This is a genomic window from Patescibacteria group bacterium, from assembly GCA_018830295.1.
In the GTDB taxonomy this organism is placed as follows: domain Bacteria; phylum Patescibacteriota; class Minisyncoccia; order Portnoybacterales; family UBA2143; genus JAHJSM01.
Genome location: JAHJSM010000001.1, coordinates 21,939 through 47,955 on the forward strand (window position 1 = coordinate 21,939; position 26,017 = coordinate 47,955).

A 26,017-nucleotide genomic window follows, 5' to 3' on the forward strand; every position below is an offset into this window, starting at 1 on the left:
ATTTTTATTTAAGAATCAGGATTCGTTCCGAATTTTTTTTAAAATTTTAACACAGAGATCCTCCACAGAATCTCTCTCGTTGACAATAACTGCCGGTATTCTGCTAAACATATTTCTTCTTCCTCTCCCTCGCGTTCTCGCTCGCGCTGTTATATTTTCGTGTTCCAACGCTCCAATCCAGGAACTTTTCGCATTCAATCCCACCGCCAAGTGATAGGCGCCCTTTATAATAATGACGATAAAATCAATTTTGCGTTTATCTATTGATTTAATTGTTGATGTCTTAAAAAAGTTAACAATTAATCTCTTTCTCTTAAGACGCCCAAGGGCTTCTTCCACTTTTTTTTCTGAAATATTGCCCCTCTCTCTTGTTCCGATATCACTCCTAAAAAAATCTTTCTTTTTGATTAAGTCAAAACCTATTCTTGCCAAGAGACCACCTCCTTTTTAATTATTAAAAAACTACTTCGCAAGCGCTTTTTCAATCGCGTCTCTAAAAACGCTATACGGTTGATTACCGACAATTTGCTCGCCATTAACAAAGAAATTAGGCGTTCCGCTCACGCCATCTTCCTGCGCTTGTTCAAACCATTTTTCCACGCTCGTTTTATATTTCTCCGCGTCAAAACACAAATTAAATTCTTTCTGGTTTAATCCCAAATCAGCCGCTATTATTTTGATATCCTCCGCCGCCTTAAGTTCTGCCGCTTTTTCAAAAAGCTTCTCGTTAAATTCCGCGAATTTGCCCTGGTCTTGCGCGCACAAAATGGCCATTCCTAATTCAAGCGGGGAAAGCAAACGGGAAATAAATTTAACCTTTCCTGTTTTAATATATTCATCCATAATCAAGGGCAGGGTATCCCTGTGAAAATTAGCGCAATGCCCGCAAAAATGACTTGAATAATCTATGAGCGTTACTGGCGCGTCTGGGTTGCCTAAAAAAAACTCTTCGCCTAAAACAGCGTCTGTCTGCTTCTCGCCGCTTCCCAAAACAGAAGCCGCCTGCTTTGCCACATCCAACCCGTAATTCCCCGCGTACCAAACAACACCCGCCAAAAACGCGATTGCCACCACTCCGAAAATAATTGTTTTATTGTTTTGCATAAATTTAAGTTTAAAGTTTTATTTTTATTTCCCCCATTTTACCACTAATCAAAAATCAACGCAAATTTTTCAAAACAAAAAAACAACCCAAGCAAAAGGATTGTTTTTTTATTTAACGAAATCTTTTTTTAATTCCTTGGAAACGCACGGACTGCTTCTTATCAAGGCCTTCAATTCTTTAATGTCTTTGTCCGATACGGATATTCCAATAGGTTCAATTCCTGTCGCTTTAATAAGGTCATTTCCTGTCATATGAAATGACGCAATTCTTTTTTTAAATTCTTTCGTGTCTAAAGTTACAAAAGCAAATATTGTTCTACTCTCAAGGTCCCTTCCGCCATTAGATATTCTGCGATTATAAAGAGATGATATTTTTTCACTATCCTTTTTGTTTAAAATCCAAGCCGCGTATATTGTATCAGGGGTAATCTTTAAAAATATGTATTCTTTGCCATTGTATCTAAAGACATCGCCAAAAGTTATAGTTATCATCTTATTTGATTAAATCCATTAGCAATTTTATTTCTTCCTTAGTAACCTTGCAATCAGCATCATCAGCAGCGAGTATATATGGAATTTTGTCTAAAAGTTCCGTGCTATTCCATGGAGATTCTTTATGCGATTCATCCTCTATTTTTCTTGTGTTAACATTTCCAAATCTAATACATACTTTTTGAAGTATATCTAATTCGTTTTCAGAAAAATATTTTTCATCATCTTTGCTAAATTTTCTTAGCGGCAAAATTCTATGTATTTTTTGTCCTTCTAATGTTTCTATTTTTATCGTATCTGACAAAATTGCGTCATCCATATCGTCATCAACATTATCAACTAAATTTTTTATGTTTGATGGTATTGGCCCGCGTTCTAAATGAACATAATCGTCATAAGTTACCGGCGATCCATACTGTTTTACATGCATAAAATCCAAAAAGTAGAAAAGTTTCATCAACTTAACTTTGCCCAAAAATCTAGGATTAGTATGCGCGCAAAAATACAAAAGAATAGCTTTTAATTTTGATATAGATATACGCATTTTTATAATTTAGGCAAGACTCAAAACCACTCAAGATGATTATAACACATTAGAAACCCGCAAAAAAGGGTTCCTGACACCTTTTTCTTCCTTCTATGTTGATTTTATTACATTATCAACATTGCCAATGTTGATAATACATTTATTTGACATTTTACCACTAATCAAAAATCAACGCAAATTTTTGTAAATAAAAAAGTGTTCAACCCTGAAGGTTGAACACTTTTTACTCTTCTCTTATTGTATTTTCCGCTTTCTCTTCCTAATCACAATCAAAACGCACAAAACTAATAAAACAATTCCTAAAATAATCAGCCATTCGCCTGAACCCAATCCCGCAATGCCGGCCAAAAGACCATTCTGATTATTTTCTTCCTCTTGGTCTAAAACTATTACTTGTTCATCGTCCTGCTTCTCGCTAACCTCATCTTTTGTTCCCAAACCCTCTCCTTCGTCTTTCCCCTCATCTTCTTTCGCGTCTTCTGAAAAAACTGGCGTTTCCGCTTTTGGCGTCTTTACCGATGGCGCAACTGGCGCGGCTGGAATTGTTGGAACTGGCGCTGGCGCCGCAATATTCACAGCCGTTTGAACTATTGAACCGCTTAAAATGTCTTGATTTTCCGCGTTAAGAACCATTGAATTACTTCCTAATCCAATCACTCCGCTACCAGATTTTTTGGCTGTAAACGAAACTGTCCCAAAAGCAACCGCCGAAGACAGCCCGCCCGGGTAGCCAGCCGTTTTAATAAGAATGCCGTTGGTATTATCAATTAAATCGTATCCCGACGCAGAAAGAGCCATCCAGTTACTGCCAAAATTAAACGACTTTACTTCTAATAAATCAGCGGGATACTCAAGTTCTGCTTTCGTTGTATAACTTTTAACCCCTTGAGGATTGATTGACACAACCAAATCAAAATTCTCTCCTTGAACAACATTGACATTAACTGGCGAAAATGAAATAGTCGCCGCCGCAAAAACAGAACTCGCTAAAACAATTCCTCCTAAAACAGTTAGTATAGTTATTAATTTAGTTTTATTCATAATTTTTTGTCAACCTATCCCGTCCAATAAGTCATTAATAAATTAAAGTCAAAAATATCAACTGTTCCATTATTATCAAAGTCAGCCACATTACCACTCCCCGTCTTTCCCCAATTAATTACTAATGAGTTAAAGTCCAAAATATCAATTTTGTCATCTCCATTAGTATCTACTACTTGAGCCGCCGCGCTAAGCGGACTTACTGGAGAAGGAGTTGACGAACCGCCGCTGCTGCTACCGCCAGAAGACACAGGAGGCGCCGGGGGTGGAGAAACTGGACTAATAACAGATAAATCAAGATAAACAATTGGATTCGTAGCAACATTAAGAGATTCGCATTGATTAGCATCATCAGCAATCCCAATAACTTTGAATTTTATCATTTTGCCTTCATTAACGCTACCATCAGGGACATCAATAGAATATCTACCCTGAATTGTTACTGTTGTATTAGCAACTTCTTTATCTTCTATTTCCGCTGTGATTATAGCGCCAACCGGCGCTAAACTACCATCAACTTCAACACTACCATAAACCAAAAGAGGTATTGATGGAGGAGAAGATTGGGCTAACGCCATCACAGGTATAATCAAAGCAGAAATTGTTAAGATAGTTAATAATTGTAATTTTGTTTTCATAATTATTTTCTTAATGTTAAATACACCAAGTATTTAAGCATTTTATTTTTCGTTAAAAGTTACAATATTTCCTGCTTGATTCATCCACAACCAATATCCTTCTCCTGAATTCATATAGTCATCAGTTCTATTTACATTATTCTCATCTGATAGTATATAACTTCCTGTTAAACTTTGAAGATAAGTTGAGCTTAACATGCGAGCTGAAGTCGATTTCAATCCAATAAGATTCCATCCTTGTACCACTTCATAGGTAGGCGATGGATTAGAAAATTCTGGCATCTCTGTCCCTGTTACAGTCAAAACAGCAGGGTTGGTCATGTTTACCCAATAACCTTTTCCGTCTTCCATTGTTGTTAATGTTTTTACTTGACCAGGAACATAGTTTAACCATTCACCTGAATTATAATATTTTACTAATATAATCTTATCGTTTATACCAGTAAGCACTGTGGCTATGTCAGTATTGCTAAATATCACTGGCAATGAAATTAAGTTCCAACCAGTGTTTAATTGAATATCGCAAGTCCATGTTCCACCGCCATTATCAGTACAAATCGGAGTTGGTTCAACCACCGCTTCTGTAATACTAATACTTCTAGCACTTGAGCCTTCCTTGCCAACTTCATCAGTAACAATAATTCTTATTGCTACATTCTCCCCAATAGCTTCTTCTGGCACAGTCCATTGGTAAAATGGTTGTGGATTATTATCGCTTTCTATAATCGTTGTCCAATTTGTTCCGCCATCCTTGGAATAATCTAATTTTGTTTTCAAATCTCCCATTGCAGTAATATTATCCGAAGCGTCCCAAGTAATATTATGGACTGAACCTGCTTGCCAATTCTCGCCTCCGTTAGGATTAATTAATTCAACGGTTGGAGAAGTGCTATCAACGCTTATTCCAAAAGCATCCACATTTTGAGATATAATATTGTTTCCCGCTAAATCAGTAACTGTTATTTTTATATAACATTTAGAACTATTAACATTGGGAACAAGCCATGAATATTCACCATCATTTGCTGTATTTATCACAATATCGTTCCAACTGTATTTATTATCATCAGAATATTTTAGTTTAATAGGCGCATTACTAAAATTATCATCTATGGCATCCCATTTTATAAGATATTGAGAACCGCCTTGTAGTGTTGAAGGGAAAACAAGAAGCGCGACTGTCGGCGTGTTGGCATCAATAGTTTTAGCAACATCACTTCCATCAACTGCAATTGAAACATTGCCTGCTGGGTCAGTTGCTTGCGCTCCTGTTAATTGTAAGGTAGTAGTTTGATCACTTTGCCCCTCTTCTACTGTATAAGTTGCGGTATAAATATCTCCGCCGCTAACTGCAGTCCAAGTTAAATTTCCGCCGTTATAAGTGGCAGGGGTAATAGTTAAACCAGTTTCAGTAGTAGCGACATCAACTGTAAAAGTGACAGTATCTCCGATTTTTAACCAGCCTGCGCCAGTAGCGTCTGAAGTAACTGAACTGATTACTGGGGTATTAGCGTCAATTGCTAAAGTGTTGGCAGTTACGGTCGTATAGGCGATATTTTCATTACCTGCTGTGTCTTTTAGAATTACACTCGCTGTGATTGCGCCAGAAGCTACATCAAGATTTCCTTCTACCACAAGATAAGTTGCCGTATATGTATTATCGTTATTATCAACTAACGGGGCAGTAACATCTACGCTATTTACAGTGATAACACTGGCAGTATAACCAACCGCATCGGCAGTAATAGTTAAAATGACTGTATCGCCTACTTTAGCGGTTCCCGAATTTGGACTAACTTCAATTTTACTGATAGTCGGTGCGACTGTATCTACCGTCCAAGTATAAGTTGTCGCGCTTCCTTCTGCCTGCCAATTACCTGCTTGATCTCTTCCAATTACAGAAATTATATGAGAATCCTCGCTTAATCCGGTCTCACTTATTGCGGTAGCGAACGGTGTTTCTGCTCCATAACCTCTATCGTCTAAATCATATTTATAATAAACAACTTGATCACCGCTTACACTTAAAGTAATTTCATCACTGCTAATTGGACTAACTACATCTGGTAATATTGCAATTGGCGCAGTTTCGTCAATCAGATCGCAACTTTCATTAGTACACCAAGGTCTGTAATTAAAATTACCACTTAAACTACCGATGCCGATTCCGTTTGGATTATCCGCATGAATTGGTCCTGAGGCGCTTCCCCACCAATTTTCCGCAAAAGCTTGACTAATTGACCCATAATTAATTACTGGGGAATTAAATTTATTTCTTTGTACTAAATAATTACTAGCATAATCAGCAATTCCTATATCTTCCGCATTGTCATGAAAATAATTTAACTTTACAGTCGCGTAGTTGATAGCGCCTATGCCAGCCGTATTATTATAGAATTCATTATTCTCTATATTAACAATCCCGCTTCCGCTATTACCTAAATAAACCCCGGAAGTTAAATCGTGTATTGTATTATTTGTTATATTAACTCCATATACACCGGGTCTATCAAATAATACACCTCTTCCACCAACGCTTGCTCCTTGCCCTACAAGAATATTATTAGATATTACAACACTAGTTACGCCAACTGGCAAATCTATTAAAACGCCGCCTGCGGATATTGTAAATTCCGTTACAGATACATCGTTGGCTGTAATTTCTAAATTACCATTAATAGTAGTGATGTTTTTTCCAGCGCCAACTAGATTTAACGCTTTATTAATTGTTAAATTTTCAGCATAAGTCCCAGCCGAGACATTAATTGTATCTCCCTCTGTCGCCTTGTTAATCGCTTCTTGAATGTTTATAAAATCAACATCAGTTGTCCCAAAAGTAACATCAACAATCAATATTTTATTATAATTATAAACAAAAGAAACTGAATCTTTACTAACAGTATTCCCAGCAGAATCAGTAGCCGAAAGAACTAATGCATTTCTTCCATCATTTAAGTTAGCATTAGGAATCATTGCACCTAAACAACTAACATCAATTAGTGTTCCGCCATTTATAGTGTAGGAACAAGCAACTGAATTAGCATCGGTCGCTGTAAATGTTAGTGGTATATCAGCGATGTAAACAGTGTCTGCCACAGGGGAAATAAAGCTACTAATAACTGGATTCGTTTTATCCCAAACCAAAGTCATTGTATCAGAAGAACTTTTTCCTGCATTATCAACAACTGTTAAACGGATTGTATAAGTATCGTCTGGGTTTGTTCCGTTTGCTTCAATTGTTGTATCTTCTGTGCTTGGTGTTCCAAAAGTAATTGTTCCAGCTCCACTTGTGGTTACATCTGTCCATAAATAACTTGCTACTCCAGAAACACTATCATCAACTGTTGCATCTTGAGTAAATAGAGCGTTAACAATTTTATTTGTTCCAGCCTCTACATTAGGATCAGTTAAATCAACTTTAAATGTTTGATTTGCTATTTCTTCGTCATTCCCTGCAACATCTACTGAGTAATAATACAAAGTATCAGTGCCTTCTGAAGCAGTTAATATTCCTGTATATTCTGCATAAGTTCCAGATGTCCCCCATTTATAATAAATTTTATCACAACCGCTTGTATCATCAGCGCAAGTCAATGTTATTGTTGGTTGCGTCACATACCAGTTGCTCGTTCCATTTGGACTTACAGGACTTGTAATAAGAGTTGTTGCCGGAACAACTGTGTCCTTGATAATTCCACCCTCGCTGTCAGCTCCTATATTTCCAGATGTATCAGCATCTTTGAAATATAAAGTAAATGAAGCGCCTTCTACCACTCCGCTAAATTCAGCGATAGCAGACATTTTTGTGACCCCGCTTGCGCAAACTGTCCAATTAGTGTCATCAACAGAACATTGCGAATTAGTTGAATCAGTTGCAAAAGTTATTACAGTATCACTATTTACATAAGCGCCAGTCAACGGAGCAGTTATATTTACTACTGGAGCAATCATATCTTTAGTTGCGATACTGATTCCGGCTGAACTAACATTTCCCGCCGCATCAGTTAAAGTCGCGGAAGCTGTTAAATTTCCATCAGCCAAAGCTGAAACATCTATACTGGTAATATTAATATTCTCGCTTCCATCAACACTACTTACTCCCGTTATTTCTAAGGCTTCTTTATCTTTTACTGAATAACTTACAACAGCATTTGCTTCGCCAGTACCAGTAATAGTCATTGTTGAATTAACAATATTAATATCTGTTGCTAATATAGTCGGAGCGCCCGGCGTATTCGCGTCAATAGTTTTTACAACATCAATTCCATTTATTGAACCGCCGATATTTCCAACCAAATCAGTTAATGTAACGCCTGTTAATTGCAAAGGTGAAGTTTGGTCCAATTGATCTTCCTCAACCGTATAAGTCGCCGTATAAGTTGTGCCATCAACAGTTAACCAAATCAAAGTTCCGCCATTATAAACAGTTGGGCTAATAACCAAACCTGTTTCTGGAATAGTAGGGGTAACTGTAAAAATAATAGTATTCCCTACTTTTAATATTCCTGCTGTTGTTGCATTAGAAATTACCGATGTTATAGCGGGAGCAAATGTATCAATATCATAACTAGCAGAACTTGTAGGTCCAACTGGAGCATTTCCGGCTACATCAGTCCAGTTAGTGCCAACGGTGATAACATTTTCATTATCATCAATATCTATTGCAGGAGTAAGGGTAGCTGTATAGATTTTTGCATCTCCATTGTCAATAGTAAAATTAGATAATGTCCCGTTTTCAATAACCGTCACATCATCGACAGTAAATCCAGTTGGTACTTCTGAAAATGCAAAGGTTACTGCGGCGGTTTCTCCGACTTTTAGAGCTGTGTCATTAAGAGTAATTGTAACTGTTGGTTCTAATGTATCAACATCAAATATTCCTGTGCTATCAGCATCCATCACATTCCCAGGTGTAGCTAAATCTACCGCGTCAGACACAATAATTATTGCCGTTGCTTCTTCGTTCGCATCTGAGAGAGTGAATATTTCTGTCCAAGTATTTCCAGACCAAGCGCCATCACTTTGAGTTATTATAACGCCTATTATTCCCGTAAAGCTAAAAGTCGGGGCTGTAGAATTCATCGCCTCGCTAAATACAACAGTTATCGTAACATCTCCCACTTTTGCCAAACTTGGGTTTGCTGTCACGCTAACAATAGTTGGCTTTGCTCCATCACTTACATCTTGATTTTCTACTTGAAGCAAGGCATTCTTTGAATTATCCTCAAATGCGCCAACTGCAATTTCTAAATCTTCAGAATCGTCTGTAATCGCTGATGTTCCTAAATCTGAACCAAAAGTCAATACCACTACATCATCTTTGAATTCATTAATAAAAAACCCTGTCGGATTAATCCCTTTTAAAGTTATATTTTCAAGAGGATCTATGTAACCCCCAATGTCGTCTTCGCTAAATGTTAATTCAACGGTGGTTGAATTTGTTAAAACAGCTGTTTCCAATATTGGAGCAATACCATCAAAAGTAATAGGGCTTGCCACTGGAGCAGAAAGTCCAGCTAAATCTTTAACATCCCCAACGTAACCTACATTAGGAGTTTCTCCTGTCCCGAAATTAGTTCCCAACGTTAAAGTGATAACCCCATTTAATTCACTAGTGCCTGTTATTGTATAGCCCTCTACACTAAAATCAGCTATTGCATCTGTAGTTCCATCCAAATCCTCAGAAAATGCCAATTCAATAGTATTTATCGTTTTAGTTCTGGTTGACCAAAGTACAGGGTTAGCCTCATCTGTAGAAGTTTGAGAAAAACTTGCCAATGGATTACCAACCATATCTGCTCCACTTCCAGCAGTATAAACAACAACTTTCGCTTCCGTTCCAGTTGCTTTATTTTCCACAACAATATCAAAAGTATTATCGTTTACTATGCCTCCAGTATCTATGGTAATTACAGGAGCTGAACCACATATAAAATCGCCTGCAGAAAAAGTTGAGTCATCTACTGCTTCACTAAATACAATAGTAGCCATTTCCACATTTCCATCACCATTGGTATCTTTAGTGGTGATTGATAAAATTGTCGGCGCTGTCACATCAACAGTTGTTTTTGTATCAGTGTTAAATGTATAACCCTCATTTACATCTCTTGTCGCAACACCCCATGTATATTCCGTGTCTACTGTAGGCGTTGGAGATGTAGCATTAAAAGCAACATTAACGCTATTGTCAGCAGTTAAAATACTATCGCTAAATACATCTGTCATGCAAACAGCTTGTAAACTAGAAGATTCTGAATCATTTGTCCACCCCGCAGGGCAAGAAATAGTGCTTGTGTCTATTAAAAAACCAGATCCACTTTCAACGCTTATAGTGATTTTATACACAGAATCCGCTCCATTATTCGTCACTGTAAATCCATAAGCATCAGTAGAACCGCCAGCAACAAATTCCGGCGCAGTAGTCGCTGTCGCCGTATGTTCCGCCAAAACAAAATTATAAACAAAAAAACCGCCCATGATTAAGACGGCAAACAAAATTAAAAAAGGCGACCACCTAAGCCCCCCCCCAGAAACTTTTTCCCTCCAACGAGAAATATGAGAATTATTCATGATGTCTTTTTTGCAAACGCCTGACCAAGTAGAAAATAATTTTTCACTCGCGCCGAAAACGATTACAAAATTTTATTTATTAAATTTTAATTTTTACAAAAAACCAAAAAGTAAAATTCTAACTTAATTACATCCTATATTTTCAATCCTAAAATGTCAAGTGTTTTGGGCGCGATTGCTTGCTGAAAAGTGTTCAACCCTGAAGGTTGAACACCTTATTTCTCCAACTGTCTAATATCAACAACTGGAATGTTATTAATTTTTTCCTTAATCCTATTGATAGTGGCAATATAAAATTTTATTTTAGGATAGGTTTCAATAAATTTTTTATACTTATTCTTATTGAATTTCTCTGAATTTACTTTAACTTCGTAAGCTGTCTCTTCCTCAACCACAAAATCAACTTCGTGTTTCTGGATAGTTCGCCAAAATTTTATCTCTGAAAAATCATACTTTTCCAACAACTCTCTATACAAAGCATTTTCTAAGAGCTGTCCTTTGTCTTCGCGCAAATCATAAGAATCTAAATTTTTTAATAAAAAATTTCTCAATCCCAAATCCAAAAAATAAACTTTTGGCATTTTAGTAATTTCCTTTCTTAAATTTCCGTAAAAAGGACTAACTAATCTGATATGAAATGACCTCTCCATAATAGACAAATAGTCCTCTACCGTCGAACGGGATATTTTTAAGGTTGAGGCAAGTTCCGAACTATTAACCAAATTGCCAGTTTGAGAAGCCAAAATTCTCATTAAATTATAAAACACTTCTTCCTGTTTAATGTTGGCCTCAAAAATATCTTTTTTAATGTAAGAATGAACCAAGTCCCCTAAAACTTCTTTTTTCTGGGCTCTATCCGATAAAACAACTCTTGGATATCCGCCATAAGTTAAATACTCGCGGTAATATAAATCAACTTTCTCTTTTTCAGATAAACTAATTTTGTTAAAATTCTTTTTTGCCAAATCCTCTTTATTTTTAAATTTTAAAAACTCTCTAAAGGACAAAGGCAATAATCTAAAAATCTTTTTGCGGCCAACTAAAGAATCTTTAAATCTGCGGTCTATGTAAAAAGCAGATGAGCCAGTCGCGATAATTTTTATCTTTCCCTTATATTCATCATAAAAATATTTTAAGAAATTAGTCGGGTCATCAAGATATTGAACTTCATCAACTAAAACATAAGTTTTTTGTTTCAAATCAAAAGGAAAGATTTTAAAAAGATTTTTGGGCGTTTTTTTTAACAAAGAAAGATATTCATAATCCTCTAAGTTGAGAAAATGAACAGCATTGCCTTTTTCTTGAATAAAATCCTCTATTTGACGCAAAATAGTCGTCTTGCCAGATTGCCTCGGACCAATAATCAGCGCTATTTCGTTGTTGTCAATTTCTTTTTTAATTTTAATAGTCAAATCCCTTATAATACTCATAAAAAATACTTTAATTTAATTATTAACCTCATATTATCAGATATTATGTTCTTGTCAAGAGCATAATATCCACAAATTTTTAGACGCTATTTAGGGATTGGTATAAATAATGCGCCTTGCGCGGTTTTCCTATTTCAAATCTTTTATTTTGTTTCTTAAAATATCTTTAATATTTTTGCCCAATTTTTTTACAAACGCTATGTCGCTAATAAAATTTTCTAAATCCAAGGTAATGCTTTTATAGTCAATTTTTTCCACGATTGCCAGAAGTTTCTTCTTTAAATCATCAATTGTCTCCACCTCTTCAATACAATCTAAATTAGGACTTATTCCCTGCTCTAAATACCACATCAAATCAAAATAGTCGCGACCCTTAACGCTAATTAACTTTTTTCCTTTTTTATCTGTCTTTCCCCATTTTCTGCGCAAAACGGCCTTGATTTTGGTCGCCATTAATGTCGGCAAATCAAAAGTTTTTATTAAAATAGATTTATTGTTTTTAAACAACGGCTTAATTTCAGTTTTGTATTTACGGCAAAAATTAAAATTCTTGAATATTTCTATTTTTAAATGTAAAAAATCAGATTCAGCGCCGCTTGATAATCCAAAATCTTTTAGAATCGGAAATTTTAAGTATATTCTAAACTTCTGCGGTTTAATTGAAACAGAAAAATCTGTTTTTTTACAGAAAAAGTTTTTTAAATCATCAGCCAATTCTTCTATTGATACTTTTTTTTCAATATCAACAAAGTCAAGATCCTCGGAGAGTCGTGGCAGAGAATAGCATTGGGAAAGGCAAGAACCGCCATAGAACACCAATTTATTATATTTTTCATTAGAATATATGTAGTCAAGCGCGAGAACCTGAAAATATTCCTTTAATAAGTTTCTTTTATATAAGTTTGATTTTTCAAAATTTTTTTTGATTATATCTTTGATAATTGTTTCTGTTTCGTTCATATTCTTGATTTAAATAAATAATTAAATATGTCAGTCATTTTTTTACTGCTTTCTAATTTGACATATTTTTCCAATTCTTTAATATCTTTTTTTCTAAAATCGCCAAGATTAAGCCGCAGTTCTTTAACTGCCGTTTTATGTCGCAAAATATTTTTTCTTAAATACAAAAAATCAAATAATGCTTTCGCTAAACTGGCTTTTTTAATTAAGTACTCGCCTTTTCTATGAAGTTCAAAACCGATAAATAAATTTTCTTTAATGTGATGATAATCAAAAAGTCCCAGTTTATTGGAAAACTTTTTTGTCTTTTTTTCGGTGATTAATGTGAAGCTGTTTGAGGTCTCGCTTAAAATATTATTTTTCCCAAGCGCGTATTCAAGGCTGATATAAGCGGGCTCATATAAAATATTAGCAATAAATTCCAAATATTCATTCATGCCATTGCTTTTTTCAATAAATTCCAAATATTTTTTGGAAACATAAACTCCCTTTTTCAAAGAAATTACTTCGCCTTTTTTTGACAACCTGGACAATAATATTCTTAGATATTTTTTATTTTCTTCAATAACGGTTAAATTTTCAATACGAAAATAAGGCAAATTTTTTATCGCGCTTTTAATTTTTTCTGAACGAAAACCTTTGGATTTTTTATTTATTTTTACCATAAAACTTGTTTCTTATAATATACATATATTGTATATTATGAGAAACAGATTGTCAACATTTATCCACGATTTTCTGAACCTGTCTCAAAACCGCCTTCTCGTCAACGCCTTGAATTTTTCCCTTTTCCATAACTATTTTCCCGTTGATGATTATTGTCTCCACATCGCTTCCTTGAGCGGCGTAAACTATATTTGAGACCAAATTATGGCAAGGTGTCAAACGCGGTTTTTCAAAATCAAGAATGATTATATCCGCCTTTTTGCCTTCTTCTAAGGAACCGAGTTCTTTTTCTAATCCCAACGCTTTGGCTCCGTTGATTGTCGCCATATCTAAAACAGTTTGCGCGTCAGCAATGAGCGGATTAAGACGATACCCTTTGTGCGTCAAGGCGGCGACTTTCATTTCTCCAAACATATCCAAGCAATTATTTGAACAAGCGCCATCCGTCCCAAGACAAACATTCACGCCCGCTTCCATCATTTCTTCCAAGGGCATTATTCCAGAACCCAGCTTCATGTTTGAAATCGGACAGTGCGCGACCGAGGCGCCCGAACGCGCTAAAATTTTAATTTCTTTTTTATTTAACCAACAACAATGCGCTAAAAGCGTTTTTTCGTCCAAAATACCTGCCTCGTCCAGCGCTTCCACAGGCCTTTTTTTGTATTTTTTTAGCGAAAAATCAACCTCTTGTTTTGTTTCGCTTAAATGAGTTGTTAAAAGAAGATTGCGGCGGCGCGCGATTTCTTTCGCCTTTTTGTATGTCTTCAACGAGGTTGTCTGAAACATATGCGGCGCAAGCGCGTAATCGGTCAGACCGATTTTTGTTTTTGCTAATTTCTCAATTTTCCTGAAAGCATCCGCAGGGTTTTTGGAATAGAAAGAAGGAAAATCCAAAACAGCGCAACCAAGCGCGCCCCTCATTCCCACTTTTTGAGCCGCTTTTCCGACTTCGTCTTCGTGATAATAGAAATCGGTAAAATAGGTCGTTCCCGATTTTACCATTTCCATGAGCGCTAAAAGAGAACCCCAATAGACCTCCTTTCGGCCGAACTTGGATTCAATTGGATAGATATAGTTTTGCCACCAATCCTCCAAAGACAAGTCGTCGGCATAGCCGCGCAAAAGAGACATCGCTAAGTGCGTATGCGCGTTAACTAAGCCAGGCAAAGCAACCCGTCCCCGCCCATCAATTATTTTTTTCGCCTGGCTCCTGTATTTCTTTCCAATCTCCGCGCTCGCTCCAATTTCTTTTATCTTATTCCCGTTAATAAGAATTGCTCCGTTTTTAATAATCTCTCGCTTTTTGTTTTGAGTGATAACATTAATGTTTTCAATTAAAATCATGGGTTATCTTAAATTCAATAACGCATCCAACTCTTCAATCACGGATTGCCTTTTATGATAATGAATAATATGGCAGATGTCACCGGCCTTTTTTCTCAAAAAATCAACAATGTCCCATCTGTCTTCAACATAAAAAGCGCAATTTGTCTCCTTAATTTTTTCCAGTTTGAATTTTTTATGCGAATCTCCGTTAGGGCAAAGATACAAATCGTGAAAGAAAATATTGTTCCTCTTTAAACAGTCGGTCACATCTGCTTCACACTCGGCGGAATGTCCAGAAATAGCCACTATTTTATAGCCCTTCTTTTTTAAATTTTTCAACAACTCTTTGATTTGGCTATTAATTTTCATGCCGTCGTAAAAAAATTTTCTAAAAGCGTTTTTTCCTTTTAATTTACTCACCAAAAAATTAAAATCAATCCCTTTAATTAAGCCATAAAAAGGCACGGGCGGTCTAAAGACCACCCCATCTAAATCAAAACCGATAATATTTATTTTTCTCCCCATTTAAACATTTTAAAACTTTTTCTGTGGATTGGACATAAACCAAATTCTTTTAATTTTTCTGAATGTATTTTTGTTCCGTATCCTTTATGCCGCGCGAATTCGTATTGAGGATATTCTTGGTGAAATTTTCGCATCAAGCGGTCGCGGCTGACTTTGGCAATAATGGAAGCGAGAGAAACCAAGAAAATTTTTTTATCGGCGCCGACGATGGGCATCTGTGTTAGTCCATTATTGAACGCTGGTTTTGAACATCTGCAAAAACTGCCATCTAAATAGAAATTGCCGTCTAAAAACAAAAAATTCGGCTGGCAATCTAATTTCTTAAGACACCCATTCCACGCCGCGAGCGTCGCTTGCCAAATGTTAACTTTGTCAATAATCGCGGAATGAATAAAACTAACTTTCCATTCTATATTCGGATTTTTAATAATCGCGTCAAAAACCTCTTCTCTTCTCTTTTCAGAAAGTTGTTTAGAATCAGTAATAAATTTGCCAGTTTCTCCAAAAGATATTTTCTCCAACGCGTCTTTTCTGACCGCCACAACAGCAGCTGCCACCGGACCAGCCAACGCTCCCCTTCCCGCCTCATCAATTCCGGCAACCACATCATATCCGTCTCCAAAAACCTTTTTTTCTAAATCAGAAAACATAATCTCTACTCCACCAAATTAGACGGCGTCTGACCTTCAAGCGAGGCAATAATATTTTGCGCTGCCATTTCCGACATTTTATTTCTCGTCCCAATCGTCGCCGAAGCGATATGTGGCGTTAAAATCGCGTTGTCTAATTCTATCAAACCGGGCGACAATTCGGGTTCGTTTTCAAAAACATCCAAAGCCGCGCCAGCAATCCCTTTATTTTTTAAAACTTCTACCAACGCCTTCTCATCAATAATCGGACCGCGCGAAGTATTAACCAAATAAGCAGTTGGCTTCATTAATTCCAGCCGTTCAGCATTAATCAAATGTTTTGTTTCGTCAGTCAAGGCAGTGTGCAAACTCACGAAATCCGCTTCTTTCAATAAATCATTAATTTCGCGATATTCTATATTATGTTCTTTCTCTAATTCCTCATTTCTTTTTATATCATAATAGATAACTTTCATCTCAAAGCCCTTCATTAGTCGTTCCGCAACCGCGAAACCAATCCTGCCTAAACCAACGATGCCAAGCGTCTTACCCTTGATATCGCCTCCTAAAAATAATTTCGGTCCCCACGCTTTGTATTTTCCCTCTCGCGTATATTTATCCCCCTCCGCGATTCTTTGCGCGACTGCTAAAATTAAACCAACCGCGTGGTCCGCGACCGTGTCCGTTAAAACACCGGGCGTATTTGTCACCACCACTCCGCGCTTCTTCGCTTCCGCGACATCAATATTATTATATCCAACCGCGTAATTGGCGACTATTTTCAATTGCGAACCAGCCGCGTCCATGACTTCTCCATCAATTTTTTCTGTCAAAACGGAAAGAATGGCGTCAACCCCCTTTACTCCCTCTAACAAATCCTCTCGCGAAATACTTCCTTCGGGACCAACCAAAACATCCCACCCCTTTTCCTCTAACAAATTAATCCCAACTTCGGGAATCTGTCGTGTCACAAATATTTTTGGCATATTATTATTTATTTATTAATTTATTATTTCTTCTTCAAGACCTTTTCAATTTCTTCAACCACTTGCGAAGGCGTCACATTGGACTTTAAGCCAATTCCTTTGAATTATAATAACATAATTAATAAAATATACAAAACACTCTCCAAAAAAATGGCTGGTGTTGTTGTGAAAAATAATCTGGAAAGCGTAAAAAATTTGGAAATAAAAAGGACAGAGTTTATTAGACCTCTGCCCTTTTTGTTAAGAGTTAAAAGTTTATTTTAATTAGTGCTGTACAAAAACCGCCGCTTGTTTCCCAATCGCGATTGGTAAACATTTCAATATCTCCGCCATAACGATATCCTCCGCTAATACCAAGCACAATTTTAGAAACAACAGGAATGCTTGCCCCTACTTTAACATACCCACCCCAAGCGCCACCACTGTCCGATTCGGTGGATTCCGGATCTGAAACCTTAATATCAACAAGGCATAGGTACCCTCCTAACCCGGCATTTAAGGTAATTTTCTCCGCGATTTTATAAGAAAAAACAGGTCCCAAGGAAATATAATCCACGTCTACATCGGCCACCTCTTGATTTTCAGCAAGTAGATCAAGATCTGATTCGTCAAGCCTGAATCCAGACCAAGACGCTTCAATTCCGATACTATCAGTAATTTTAACTCCCATTCCTACATTAAGGCCTAGTTTGCCGTCAATATTAATATCAGATTTGTCATCAACCTTTAAGCTTCCGAAAAACATATATTCCGGACCGGCAAAGATGGTGACTCTTCCAAAATCTTCCTCGGCTCTTTCTTCTGCCAATGAGATTGGAACCGCAAAACAAACTACCATAAACAACGCAAATACTAAAACTATAATCCTTTTCATAACAATGCCCTCCTTACAAGCATAATACTATTATTAATAAAAATAAAAAATCTGAACAAATTGTCTACCTCCTTTCATTTGCTTAAATTATTTCGTTAACAATAGCGAAAAATTTTAAAAGATCAGAAATTATAACAAAAAAAACATTAATCCAATGAATTCTTGTTTAATTTTGAATAAACACTATATTATAACTTAAATCTTGTCAAGTTTATTTAGTAATACGCAAAAACTTATGGCAGTTTTTCAAAAACTACTCTACAATTTCCAACAATCTAATTTTACACCTCTCCGCCATGTCTTCAATGATAATTCCCTCTTTTAGTAAATCCCCCCTGATTTTATCCGCCTCCGCGTAATTTTTTTCTTTTCTCGCTTTCCCTCTATTTGAAATCATCGTTTGAACCGTTTTAGTCGCCAATATTTTAGTCAGCCGCTCCTGATAATTTTCAAAAAGCGGTTTGATAAATCCGAAAACTTGGTCAATTTCAAAAATATATTTTTCTATCTCCCGCGCTTGGCTAGATGATATTCGCGGCATTATTTTATAAACCTCTTCTATAAAATCAAAGAGAGCCGCCAGAGCTAAACTAATATTTAAATCACTATCCATCGCTTTTTTAAATTCTTCCCTATTTCGCGATATTGTATTTTTAATATCTAAATTATTACTCCCGCCGTTAGTAATAAAAGAAAGCTCCGCCAAAAAACTCAAAAACTTTTCCGCAATTATTTTCGCTTCCTTAAAATCATCAAAAGAAAAATCCAGAATCTTGCGGTAATGCGTTTTTAATAAAACCAATCTTAATAAAAGCGGATTGCATCCCTTCTCTTGAATGTCGCGCAGAGTGTAAAAATTCCCGAGCGACTTGCTCATTTTTTTGCCATTCACAAGCAAATGCTCGTTATGCGCCCAGTAATTGACGAATTTTTTTTCCGTCGCCGCTTCCGATTGGGCGATTTCGTTCGTGTGGTGCGGAAAAACCAAATCCGCCCCGCCCGTGTGAATATCAAACCGTTCTCCTAAATATTTCATTGACATTGCCGAACATTCAATATGCCAGCCCGGCCGTCCTTTTCCAAGTTCCGTCTCCCAAAAAACATCCCCGTCCTCCTTCTGCCACGCCTTCCATAAAACAAAATCATTCGCTTCTTCTTTTTCATATTCGTCGCTAATATTTAGCCGCCCGCTAGCATTCTTTTTTAATGTTCTTTTTTCTAATCGCGCCAATTCGCCGTATTTTTTAAATTTCGAAATATCAAAATAGATTGAACCGCCTGACTCGTAGGCAGAGCCATTTTTAAGTAATTTTTGAACCAAAGCGACCATTTCGGAAATATGCTCCGTCGCCTTGGGCAGAACATTCGGCATTTCCACATTCAACGCCTCCATGTCTTTAATAAATTCTTTTGTGTAAAATTCAGTAAATTCTTTAAGCGTCTGGCCTTTTTTTTGGCTATCTCTAATCGTCTTATCGTCAATATCTGTAATATTCATCACCTGCTCAACCTCAAAACCGCTGAACGCCAAATACCGCCTCAAAAGGTCGGCAAAAACATACGCTCTCAAATTTCCGATATGGGCGAAATCATAAACAGTCGGTCCGCAAGAATACATCCCGACCTTGCCTTTTTTAATCGGCTTAAAAACCTCGCTTTTCCTCGTTAGGGTATTAAACAATCTCAACATATTTTTATTCTATCATACAAACAAAAACCGCGAAAGTTAAAAGCGGCCTTTTGGACCGCTTTGTTGTGTTATTATAGTGGAAGCCCTCCGCCGCCAGGCTCAAGTTCTTTTCCGCATTTTGGGCATTTTCCGGGACGGTTAACTACCACTCTCTGGTTATGATCATGACCGCTGATATTGTAACAAAAATGCCATTTAGAATTAATCGGCGCGAGATAACGCCCTTCCTCGCAAACCCCTTGATTGCGATTGTCCATATAATCATTTACTATCACGCTTCTTTCCTCTTCGCCATGTTCTGTGTCAAGCATATCGACCATAAATACCCCTTTTTTCTCCCTAAAATTGTTAAAAAACTATATCCTCTTATCTTTTTTAATATCCTGCCTTATTTTCTCCATAAAATCAAACATAAAACGCAAATTATGAATTGTCGCCAGGCGCGCCGCGAGTATTTCTTTTGCTCTGAAAAGATGATGTAAATAGGCGCGAGTGAAATTTTGACAAGTATAACACTGGCAATTTTTCATAATTGGTTTTTTATCTATTTTATAAGTTGTTTTAAAAATATCCAATTTGCCTCGCTCAGTCAATAGCGTCCCATGCCTCGCCAGTCGCGTCGGCTCAACGCAGTCAAAAAGGTCAATTCCTCTTTTAACCGCTTCTCTAACATCTTCTAAATACCCAATACCTAATAAATGGCGCAGCTTGTTTTCGGGAAGATAGGGAATAATCCAATCAAGCGCCTTTTTCATCTCGCCTTTCCCAAACGAACCTCCTATTCCAAATCCATCAAAAGGCATTTCGCCGATAAAGCGCGCGCTTTCTTTTCTTAAATCCTCAAAAAGACCGCCTTGAACAATGCCAAAAAGAAATTGATTATCTTTATTTTTCGCCTTTAAACATCTTTCTGCCCAGCGATGCGTCCGTCCCATCGCCTTTTTTGTGTAATCATAATCTGCCAAAGGAGAAGAACATTCATCAAAAGCGAAAATAATATCAGCGCCTAAGTCCTCTTGAATCTTGATTGAAATTTCTGGCGTAAAGCGATGCGCGGAACCGTCCAAATGAGAGGTAAAATCAACCCCCTCCTCATCAATCTTGACTAATGAAGCATGGGAGGAATGGGGACAGTCCCCAATTTTTGGGGACTGTCCCCATTCCTTTTCCCCCTCTTTCAAAATCTTACCAACCTTATCTTGAATCGCCATCCCTAAACTAAAAACCTGAAAACCGCCACTATCAGTCGCCGTCACTCCTTGCCAATTCATAAATTTATGCAGCCCGCCCATCTTCTTTACAATTTTATTCCCCGGCTGAAGATACAAATGATAAGCGTTAGCCAAAACGCCCTCAAAACCAATTTTTTTAATATCTTCCGGGGTTAATCCTTTAACCGACGCCTTAGTCGCCACGGGAAAAAACGCCGGCGTTCTCATTACCCCGTTAGCGGTTTTAATCACTCCCAACCGCGCCTGCGATTTTGAATGTTTTTTTGTAATTTTGAAAAATGACATAAATTTATGCTTGTTGGGGGCTGCCCCCGCAACGGGGGCAGCCCCCAACTCTTTATTCTCTTATTTTATATCCCGCCACTCCAAACGCGACTACCACATTAAGCGACTCTTTCTTCCCCGCCATCGGCAAATGAATAATCTTATCTGATTTTTTCAAAACCGAAAGCGAGACGCCTTTAACTTCATTTCCAATCACCAAAGCCATCGGAAATTTCGGCTTGAATTTATTATAAGCGACGCTATTTTTCGTCTGCTCTAAAGCGACGATAAAAACGCCTTCTTTCTTAAGTTTGTCAATGACTCGCCATATTTGCGAATGATATTCCCACGGAATATTTTTTTCCGCGCCTAAAGCGGTCTTTGAAATTTTATCTCGCGGCGGCTTTCCGCAAATCCCGCATAAAAAAATTTTATCAACGCCCAAAGCATCGGCTGTCCTAAAGACCGAACCGATATTCTCCAAACTGCGAATATTATCGCAAACAACATAAAATTTATTTTTTCCCATATCGTCCTGAGTTTGGGGGCTGCCCCCGCAGCGGGGGCAGCCCCCAAACAAATCAAAGTTAAAGGGCTGTCGGCATTTCCAACAACCCTTTTTTGTTATAAATCATACTTTAAAACCCCATCGTGATGCGCCTGCGCTCCCCTCGCTCCACTTAACATTCCACGCGTCACAACCGACTTCCCGCGAACCGGCTTTTCTTTTTGAGCGACAACCTTAAGATGTCTGCCTAAAATCTCGTCTTTAACTTCTATCCCCAATTCGCCAATAATTTCCAGAAAAACCTCCTCTTCTCTTTTGTATCCGTAGATAAGAGACTTAGAGGTGTTAATTTCCCCGCCAGCATCCTTAAATGCTAGCACGCATCTTGAAAAAAAAGCGCGGGGACGGGTTGATTGATATCTCCCTGTTTTGATAATTTGCTTAACGATATTTTTGAGTAAAACTCTGCCCTTCTCTGAAAAAATAGTCATTTTCTCCATACTCCCCCCCTTTTTTTAAAAGTTAAAGGTTAAAGAAATTTAAAGAACCAAACTTGGCTAGATTATAACAAAATGTTTTCTATTTGTCAAGCCCTTATTCCCACAGTTTTTTTGCCTCGGCCCAGATCGCGTTGTTCCCCTGTTCCTTTTTTTGGTACCACCATTCAACACCCCACAAATAAAATTCATCGAGACCAGTCTGACGCGCGTATTCAATTACATCTTTAAATTTTTCTAAATCCATTGACTTTGCCTGTTCCTCTGCGCTTGTTTCTTGAATTGAGGTTTGACTCCACGGCTCGGCTTGAAGTTCAATCACAATCACTCTTTCTATTTCTGTAAAAAACCTTACGAAATCAGCCCTTTTTTTATAAAAAACAGGCGGAATAGGATACTCAACTCGTCCAAATGTATCGCTCCAAACATTACGATAAAGAGTCGTTCCTAAAACATCGCCTCGCAAAGCAGGTTGAATCCAACTACTCAATTCCCCACTGGCTGTCATAATAATTGTTTTTCCAGAGATATTCAATTCCCGAACCAAAGCAACTTCTTTATCTAAAAATTGCTTATCCAACGGCGGACATTCGCCAAATCCTCTTAAAAATGGTTCGTTTTCAACTTGCCATGCCTTAATGGTTTCGCTCTCGCTATAATGATTAACAATTTCCTCCAACATCAACAAAATTCGCTCCTGTTGTTCAGAGACCATCAAATTATCCGCCCATTCTGGAGAATGACATTCTGGCCATCTGGGTACTTTTCGCCCGACGACTAAAATAACATCTGCGTCCCTTTCTTCCGCTCGCGCAATCTGCCAATCCAAATCATCAAAAAAATATTCCCCTTGGCTTGGTTCTATCTTGTCCCAATAGGCGACCAAGCGAAGTTTTTTTACGCCCAATCCGTCCAAGATATCCAAATAAGCCGCCTGCCAATCAAGCCCCATTTCCTCGGCAAACTTTTGACTGAAGGTGACGCCAAAGACGGCATTCTCGGCGGGAACAGCTTCCCCCGTGAACAGATAAACAAAAACGCCCGCCAAAAGAATAACAATTAAAAGAATTGTTATAAGCAAAATGCGGAGCGGATTAAAAATATCTTTAAATAATTTTCGTTCTTCCATAAAACTACAACGCTAAAATTCCCAAACCGAAAACAATAAATAAAATCGCCGTTAATTTTTGTAAAATAATTTTATAATTAACCCTCTCCTGAATAATTTTCGGAAATTTTTTGGAAAGAAATAAAACAATAATTAAAAGAAAAACATATTGAACCCCCTGCAAAGCGTTCACTATCGAAACGCTCCCTAAATAAATGGCATAATTAAGCAAAACAAACGCGCAAGCGGAAAGAATTTTATTGGAAATAAACAACCCGCCTATTCCTATTTTAACAGATTTTGATGTTTTGAAAATAGTCGTGCGCGCGGAGGGAATTAAGAGCAAAGAACAAGCGCCTAAAACGCCGCCTAGCCGAACCCAAATAAAGCCGTTAATAAACGACTGCCCGTTAAAAACAAACTTGGTTAAAACAAAAGAAAGAGCGAATAAAAACGCGGCCGAAACAGCAATTAATAAGCCCTTGGATAAAAAGGTTTGAGCGCTTTTTTGAGGCAAAAACATAATTACTCCTCCAAAAACAAGAAAGCAAAAAGATATTAACTGGTGAGACGCCAATCGTTCGTTTAGAAAAAAATATGTTAAAAATAGCGTAAAAATAGGAACCAATCCGCCCACAATCGGAGCGACAACCGACACCTCGTTCGTTTGAATAGTCCGATAAAAAAACAAAATCGCGAAGACAAAAGCGATTCCCGCGGCAAAACCACCGACCATTTGCCAAAAGGACATTAAAGAAAAACCGAACGGGATCAAAAACAAAGAAGCCGCCCCGCCCAAAAGCCCGACAAAAAAAGCGGCGGCCGCTGGTCGCAAAACCGTCTTTGAAAGCAAAAATTTATCAACTGTAAAAACAACAGCCAATAAAAAATGCGCGATGATAGCAATAAATAACCAGTCCATAAAATTACATCTCCAGCTCATTCCGCCCGCAAATCTCCGCATAAACGCGCGCGCTTCGCCTGACCCGTCTCTCCATTGTTTTGTAATCCACCTCCACTAATCCAAATCTCGGCCAAAAACCTTTATCCCACTCAAAATTATCAATCAGCGACCAGTGTAAATATCCCTTCACATTTACTCCATTCTTAATCGCTTTGTGAATCCAAAATAAATGCTCTTTAATAAATTTTTCTCTCCTTTTGTCTTGAGCGTCGGCTAATCCGTTTTCGGTAATATAAATCGGCTTTTCGTATTTTTCCAAATCCTTGAGAACATAATAAATGCCTTTTGGATAAATTTCCCAACCCATATCAGTAAGTTCTTTGTTTTTGTTTTGGTTAAACCTGAACCACTTATAATAGTTAAGACCGATAAAATCCTGCTTCTCTTTAATTTTATTCAGAAAATATTTATTCCAAAAATAATCAGCGAACTTTGCCAACAATCCGCCCTCAAAATAGATATTGTTTTTAGCGACGCCCACTTGGCAATCCAAGTCAATCAAATGCAAGGAACGATAAGCCAAGTGATGCGCTTTGGCTAAATTATTCAAAACCTTAAAATATTTAAAAATATTTTTATTCTGCGGCGTCCATTTTCCTGTCAAAAAAGATTGCGCCGTGTAAATATTCGGCTCGTTCAAAGTAATCCAAAAATCAACCAAATCAAATAAATTCTCGCTAATAATTTTTACAAATCTATCAAAATAATAAGGCGCCTTTGGATTAAGCCACCCGCCTTTTTCTGCGAACCAAATAGGCAAGGTCCAATGATTAAGCGTGACAAATGGTTCTATTCCTCTTTTTTTCAAAGCCAAAAGAACTTGGCGGTAATGTTCAATTTCTCCCTTATTAATCATCCCTTCCTTCGGCTCAATCCGCGACCACTCAATTGAAAAACGATGCGCATTATGATTAAGCGATTTGGCAAGAGCAAAATCCTCCTCAAATCTCTGATAATGCTCGCAAGCCCGGCCAGCATCCCCTTTCTCCCACTCCGACCAATTATTAACATTCCCGCCCTCAACCTGATGAGCGGCCGTCCCCGCCCCCCACAAAAACCCGTCTGGAAATTTATATGTTTTAATTTTAGACATTTTCTTAAATTTGGGGGCTGCCCCCGCAACGGGGGCAGCCCCCAAATTTCTTACCTCTGACATCGCGGACAAAAATACGATGAACGACTGCCTGTTTTTACCCTTTTAATTTTTTCTCCGCAAACGCGGCAATCTTCTCCCTCACGCTGATAAACCTTCGCAAGCGGCATATACCCTCCCTTTCTCCCGTAAGCGTCAAGATAATCCCTGTCCGAACTCCCTTTCTTTTTTAAAGCAAGCGACAAAACATTTTTAATCGCCTCATAAATCGCCTTTATCTCTTTTTCTTTTAATGTCCCCGCGTTTCTATCAGGCAAAACCCCGGCAGAAAACAAAATCTCGCAAGCGTAAATATTGCCAATCCCCGCGATAAATTTTTGGTCCATCAAAAGCGTTTTAATGACCGACTTTTTCCTTTTCTCAATCCGTTCCTTAAATAAATTAAAAGAAAAACTTTTATCAAGCGGCTCGGGACCAAAATTCATTTCATCAAAAAAATTGCCCAAATCTTTTTCCGAAATCAATTTAACAAAACCAAACTTCCGCAAGTCATTATGAAGCAAATAACTCCCGTCCGTAAAATAATAAACAATATGACTATGCTTCCCCACCTCTCCGTTAAAAATCAGTTGCCCGCTCAATTTCAAATGAATAACTAAAAAGTTCCCACTAGACAGTTTAATCAAAAGCAACTTCGCCCGCCTCTCAACACCCTCTATTTTCGCCCCCACGACCGCCTTCTTAAATTTCCCCAAAGACGCCTTAACCATTCCTGGCAAAGAAACCAAAACCCGCTCAATCTTTTTCCCTTTGAGCGCCTGCCCCAACTGCCTCCCAATTGTCTCCACCTCCGGCATTTCCGGCATAGTAATT

24 protein-coding genes are annotated in these 26,017 nt (G+C 37.6%); all 24 read right to left on the reverse strand.

Annotated features, from left to right (window positions below; all coding sequences use genetic code 11):
• Nucleotides 1-15: 15 nt before the first annotated feature.
• Complete coding sequence (locus KKF19_00150; protein MBU2579370.1) at nt 16-432, reverse strand: hypothetical protein; 417 nt, start codon at nt 430-432, stop codon at nt 16-18.
• Between the two features lie 30 nt (nt 433-462).
• The gene (locus KKF19_00155; GenBank protein MBU2579371.1) at nt 463-1,104 is read right to left on the reverse strand and encodes a DsbA family protein; all 642 of its coding nucleotides are present in this window, start codon (nt 1,102-1,104) and stop codon (nt 463-465) included.
• 108 nt (nt 1,105-1,212) lie between these two features.
• Nucleotides 1,213-1,596, reverse strand: coding sequence for a hypothetical protein (locus KKF19_00160; GenBank protein MBU2579372.1), 384 nt, complete (start codon nt 1,594-1,596; stop codon nt 1,213-1,215).
• A gap of 1 nt (nt 1,597) precedes the next feature.
• Nucleotides 1,598-2,140: a SocA family protein gene (locus KKF19_00165; GenBank protein MBU2579373.1), complete on the reverse strand. Its 543-nt coding sequence runs from the start codon at nt 2,138-2,140 to the stop codon at nt 1,598-1,600.
• A gap of 237 nt (nt 2,141-2,377) precedes the next feature.
• Nucleotides 2,378-3,184, reverse strand: a complete 807-nt coding sequence (locus KKF19_00170; protein ID MBU2579374.1) for a cohesin domain-containing protein — start codon at nt 3,182-3,184, stop codon at nt 2,378-2,380.
• 14 nt (nt 3,185-3,198) lie between these two features.
• Nucleotides 3,199-3,822 carry a hypothetical protein gene (locus KKF19_00175; protein ID MBU2579375.1) on the reverse strand — a complete coding sequence of 208 codons (624 nt, stop codon included), beginning with the start codon at nt 3,820-3,822 and terminating at the stop codon, nt 3,199-3,201.
• Nucleotides 3,823-3,864: 42 nt separating this feature from the next.
• Nucleotides 3,865-10,392 (reverse strand): hypothetical protein, encoded by a 6,528-nt coding sequence (locus tag KKF19_00180; GenBank protein MBU2579376.1) that lies wholly within the window; start codon nt 10,390-10,392, stop codon nt 3,865-3,867.
• Between the two features lie 215 nt (nt 10,393-10,607).
• Nucleotides 10,608-11,822 carry an ATP-binding protein gene (locus KKF19_00185; protein MBU2579377.1) on the reverse strand — a complete coding sequence of 405 codons (1,215 nt, stop codon included), beginning with the start codon at nt 11,820-11,822 and terminating at the stop codon, nt 10,608-10,610.
• Between the two features lie 129 nt (nt 11,823-11,951).
• On the reverse strand, nt 11,952-12,782 hold the full coding sequence (locus KKF19_00190; protein MBU2579378.1) for a nucleotidyl transferase AbiEii/AbiGii toxin family protein: 831 nt from the start codon (nt 12,780-12,782) through the stop codon (nt 11,952-11,954).
• Nucleotides 12,779-13,447, reverse strand: coding sequence for a hypothetical protein (locus tag KKF19_00195; protein ID MBU2579379.1), 669 nt, complete (start codon nt 13,445-13,447; stop codon nt 12,779-12,781). Before KKF19_00195 ends, KKF19_00190 begins: the two co-directional genes overlap by 4 nt.
• A gap of 52 nt (nt 13,448-13,499) precedes the next feature.
• Nucleotides 13,500-14,792, reverse strand: coding sequence for an amidohydrolase (locus tag KKF19_00200; GenBank protein ID MBU2579380.1), 1,293 nt, complete (start codon nt 14,790-14,792; stop codon nt 13,500-13,502).
• A 3-nt stretch (nt 14,793-14,795) separates the two neighbouring features.
• Nucleotides 14,796-15,299, reverse strand: coding sequence for a hypothetical protein (locus KKF19_00205; protein MBU2579381.1), 504 nt, complete (start codon nt 15,297-15,299; stop codon nt 14,796-14,798).
• Nucleotides 15,284-15,949 (reverse strand): ribonuclease HII, encoded by a 666-nt coding sequence (locus KKF19_00210; protein ID MBU2579382.1) that lies wholly within the window; start codon nt 15,947-15,949, stop codon nt 15,284-15,286. Before KKF19_00210 ends, KKF19_00205 begins: the two co-directional genes overlap by 16 nt.
• 5 nt (nt 15,950-15,954) lie before the next feature.
• A complete protein-coding gene (locus KKF19_00215) occupies nt 15,955-16,914 on the reverse strand; it encodes a D-glycerate dehydrogenase (GenBank protein ID MBU2579383.1) in 960 nt (319 codons plus the stop codon).
• Nucleotides 16,915-17,161: 247 nt separating this feature from the next.
• Complete coding sequence (locus tag KKF19_00220) at nt 17,162-17,788, reverse strand: outer membrane beta-barrel protein (GenBank protein MBU2579384.1); 627 nt, start codon at nt 17,786-17,788, stop codon at nt 17,162-17,164.
• A 253-nt stretch (nt 17,789-18,041) separates the two neighbouring features.
• The gene (gene cysS, locus KKF19_00225) at nt 18,042-19,478 is read right to left on the reverse strand and encodes a cysteine--tRNA ligase (protein MBU2579385.1); all 1,437 of its coding nucleotides are present in this window, start codon (nt 19,476-19,478) and stop codon (nt 18,042-18,044) included.
• 71 nt (nt 19,479-19,549) lie between these two features.
• On the reverse strand, nt 19,550-19,789 hold the full coding sequence (locus KKF19_00230) for a hypothetical protein (GenBank protein ID MBU2579386.1): 240 nt from the start codon (nt 19,787-19,789) through the stop codon (nt 19,550-19,552).
• 45 nt (nt 19,790-19,834) lie between these two features.
• Nucleotides 19,835-20,995, reverse strand: coding sequence for a tRNA guanosine(34) transglycosylase Tgt (gene tgt / locus KKF19_00235; GenBank protein MBU2579387.1), 1,161 nt, complete (start codon nt 20,993-20,995; stop codon nt 19,835-19,837).
• Between the two features lie 52 nt (nt 20,996-21,047).
• Nucleotides 21,048-21,503: a TrmH family RNA methyltransferase gene (locus KKF19_00240; protein MBU2579388.1), complete on the reverse strand. Its 456-nt coding sequence runs from the start codon at nt 21,501-21,503 to the stop codon at nt 21,048-21,050.
• Nucleotides 21,504-21,598: 95 nt separating this feature from the next.
• Nucleotides 21,599-21,982: a hypothetical protein gene (locus KKF19_00245; protein ID MBU2579389.1), complete on the reverse strand. Its 384-nt coding sequence runs from the start codon at nt 21,980-21,982 to the stop codon at nt 21,599-21,601.
• A gap of 94 nt (nt 21,983-22,076) precedes the next feature.
• Complete coding sequence (locus KKF19_00250; GenBank protein ID MBU2579390.1) at nt 22,077-23,108, reverse strand: hypothetical protein; 1,032 nt, start codon at nt 23,106-23,108, stop codon at nt 22,077-22,079.
• 4 nt (nt 23,109-23,112) lie between these two features.
• Nucleotides 23,113-24,009 carry a DMT family transporter gene (locus tag KKF19_00255; protein MBU2579391.1) on the reverse strand — a complete coding sequence of 299 codons (897 nt, stop codon included), beginning with the start codon at nt 24,007-24,009 and terminating at the stop codon, nt 23,113-23,115.
• Nucleotides 24,010-24,013: 4 nt separating this feature from the next.
• Complete coding sequence (locus tag KKF19_00260) at nt 24,014-25,135, reverse strand: glycoside hydrolase family 1 protein (protein ID MBU2579392.1); 1,122 nt, start codon at nt 25,133-25,135, stop codon at nt 24,014-24,016.
• A gap of 59 nt (nt 25,136-25,194) precedes the next feature.
• Nucleotides 25,195-26,010 carry a bifunctional DNA-formamidopyrimidine glycosylase/DNA-(apurinic or apyrimidinic site) lyase gene (mutM, locus tag KKF19_00265; GenBank protein ID MBU2579393.1) on the reverse strand — a complete coding sequence of 272 codons (816 nt, stop codon included), beginning with the start codon at nt 26,008-26,010 and terminating at the stop codon, nt 25,195-25,197.
• Nucleotides 26,011-26,017: the final 7 nt, after the last annotated feature.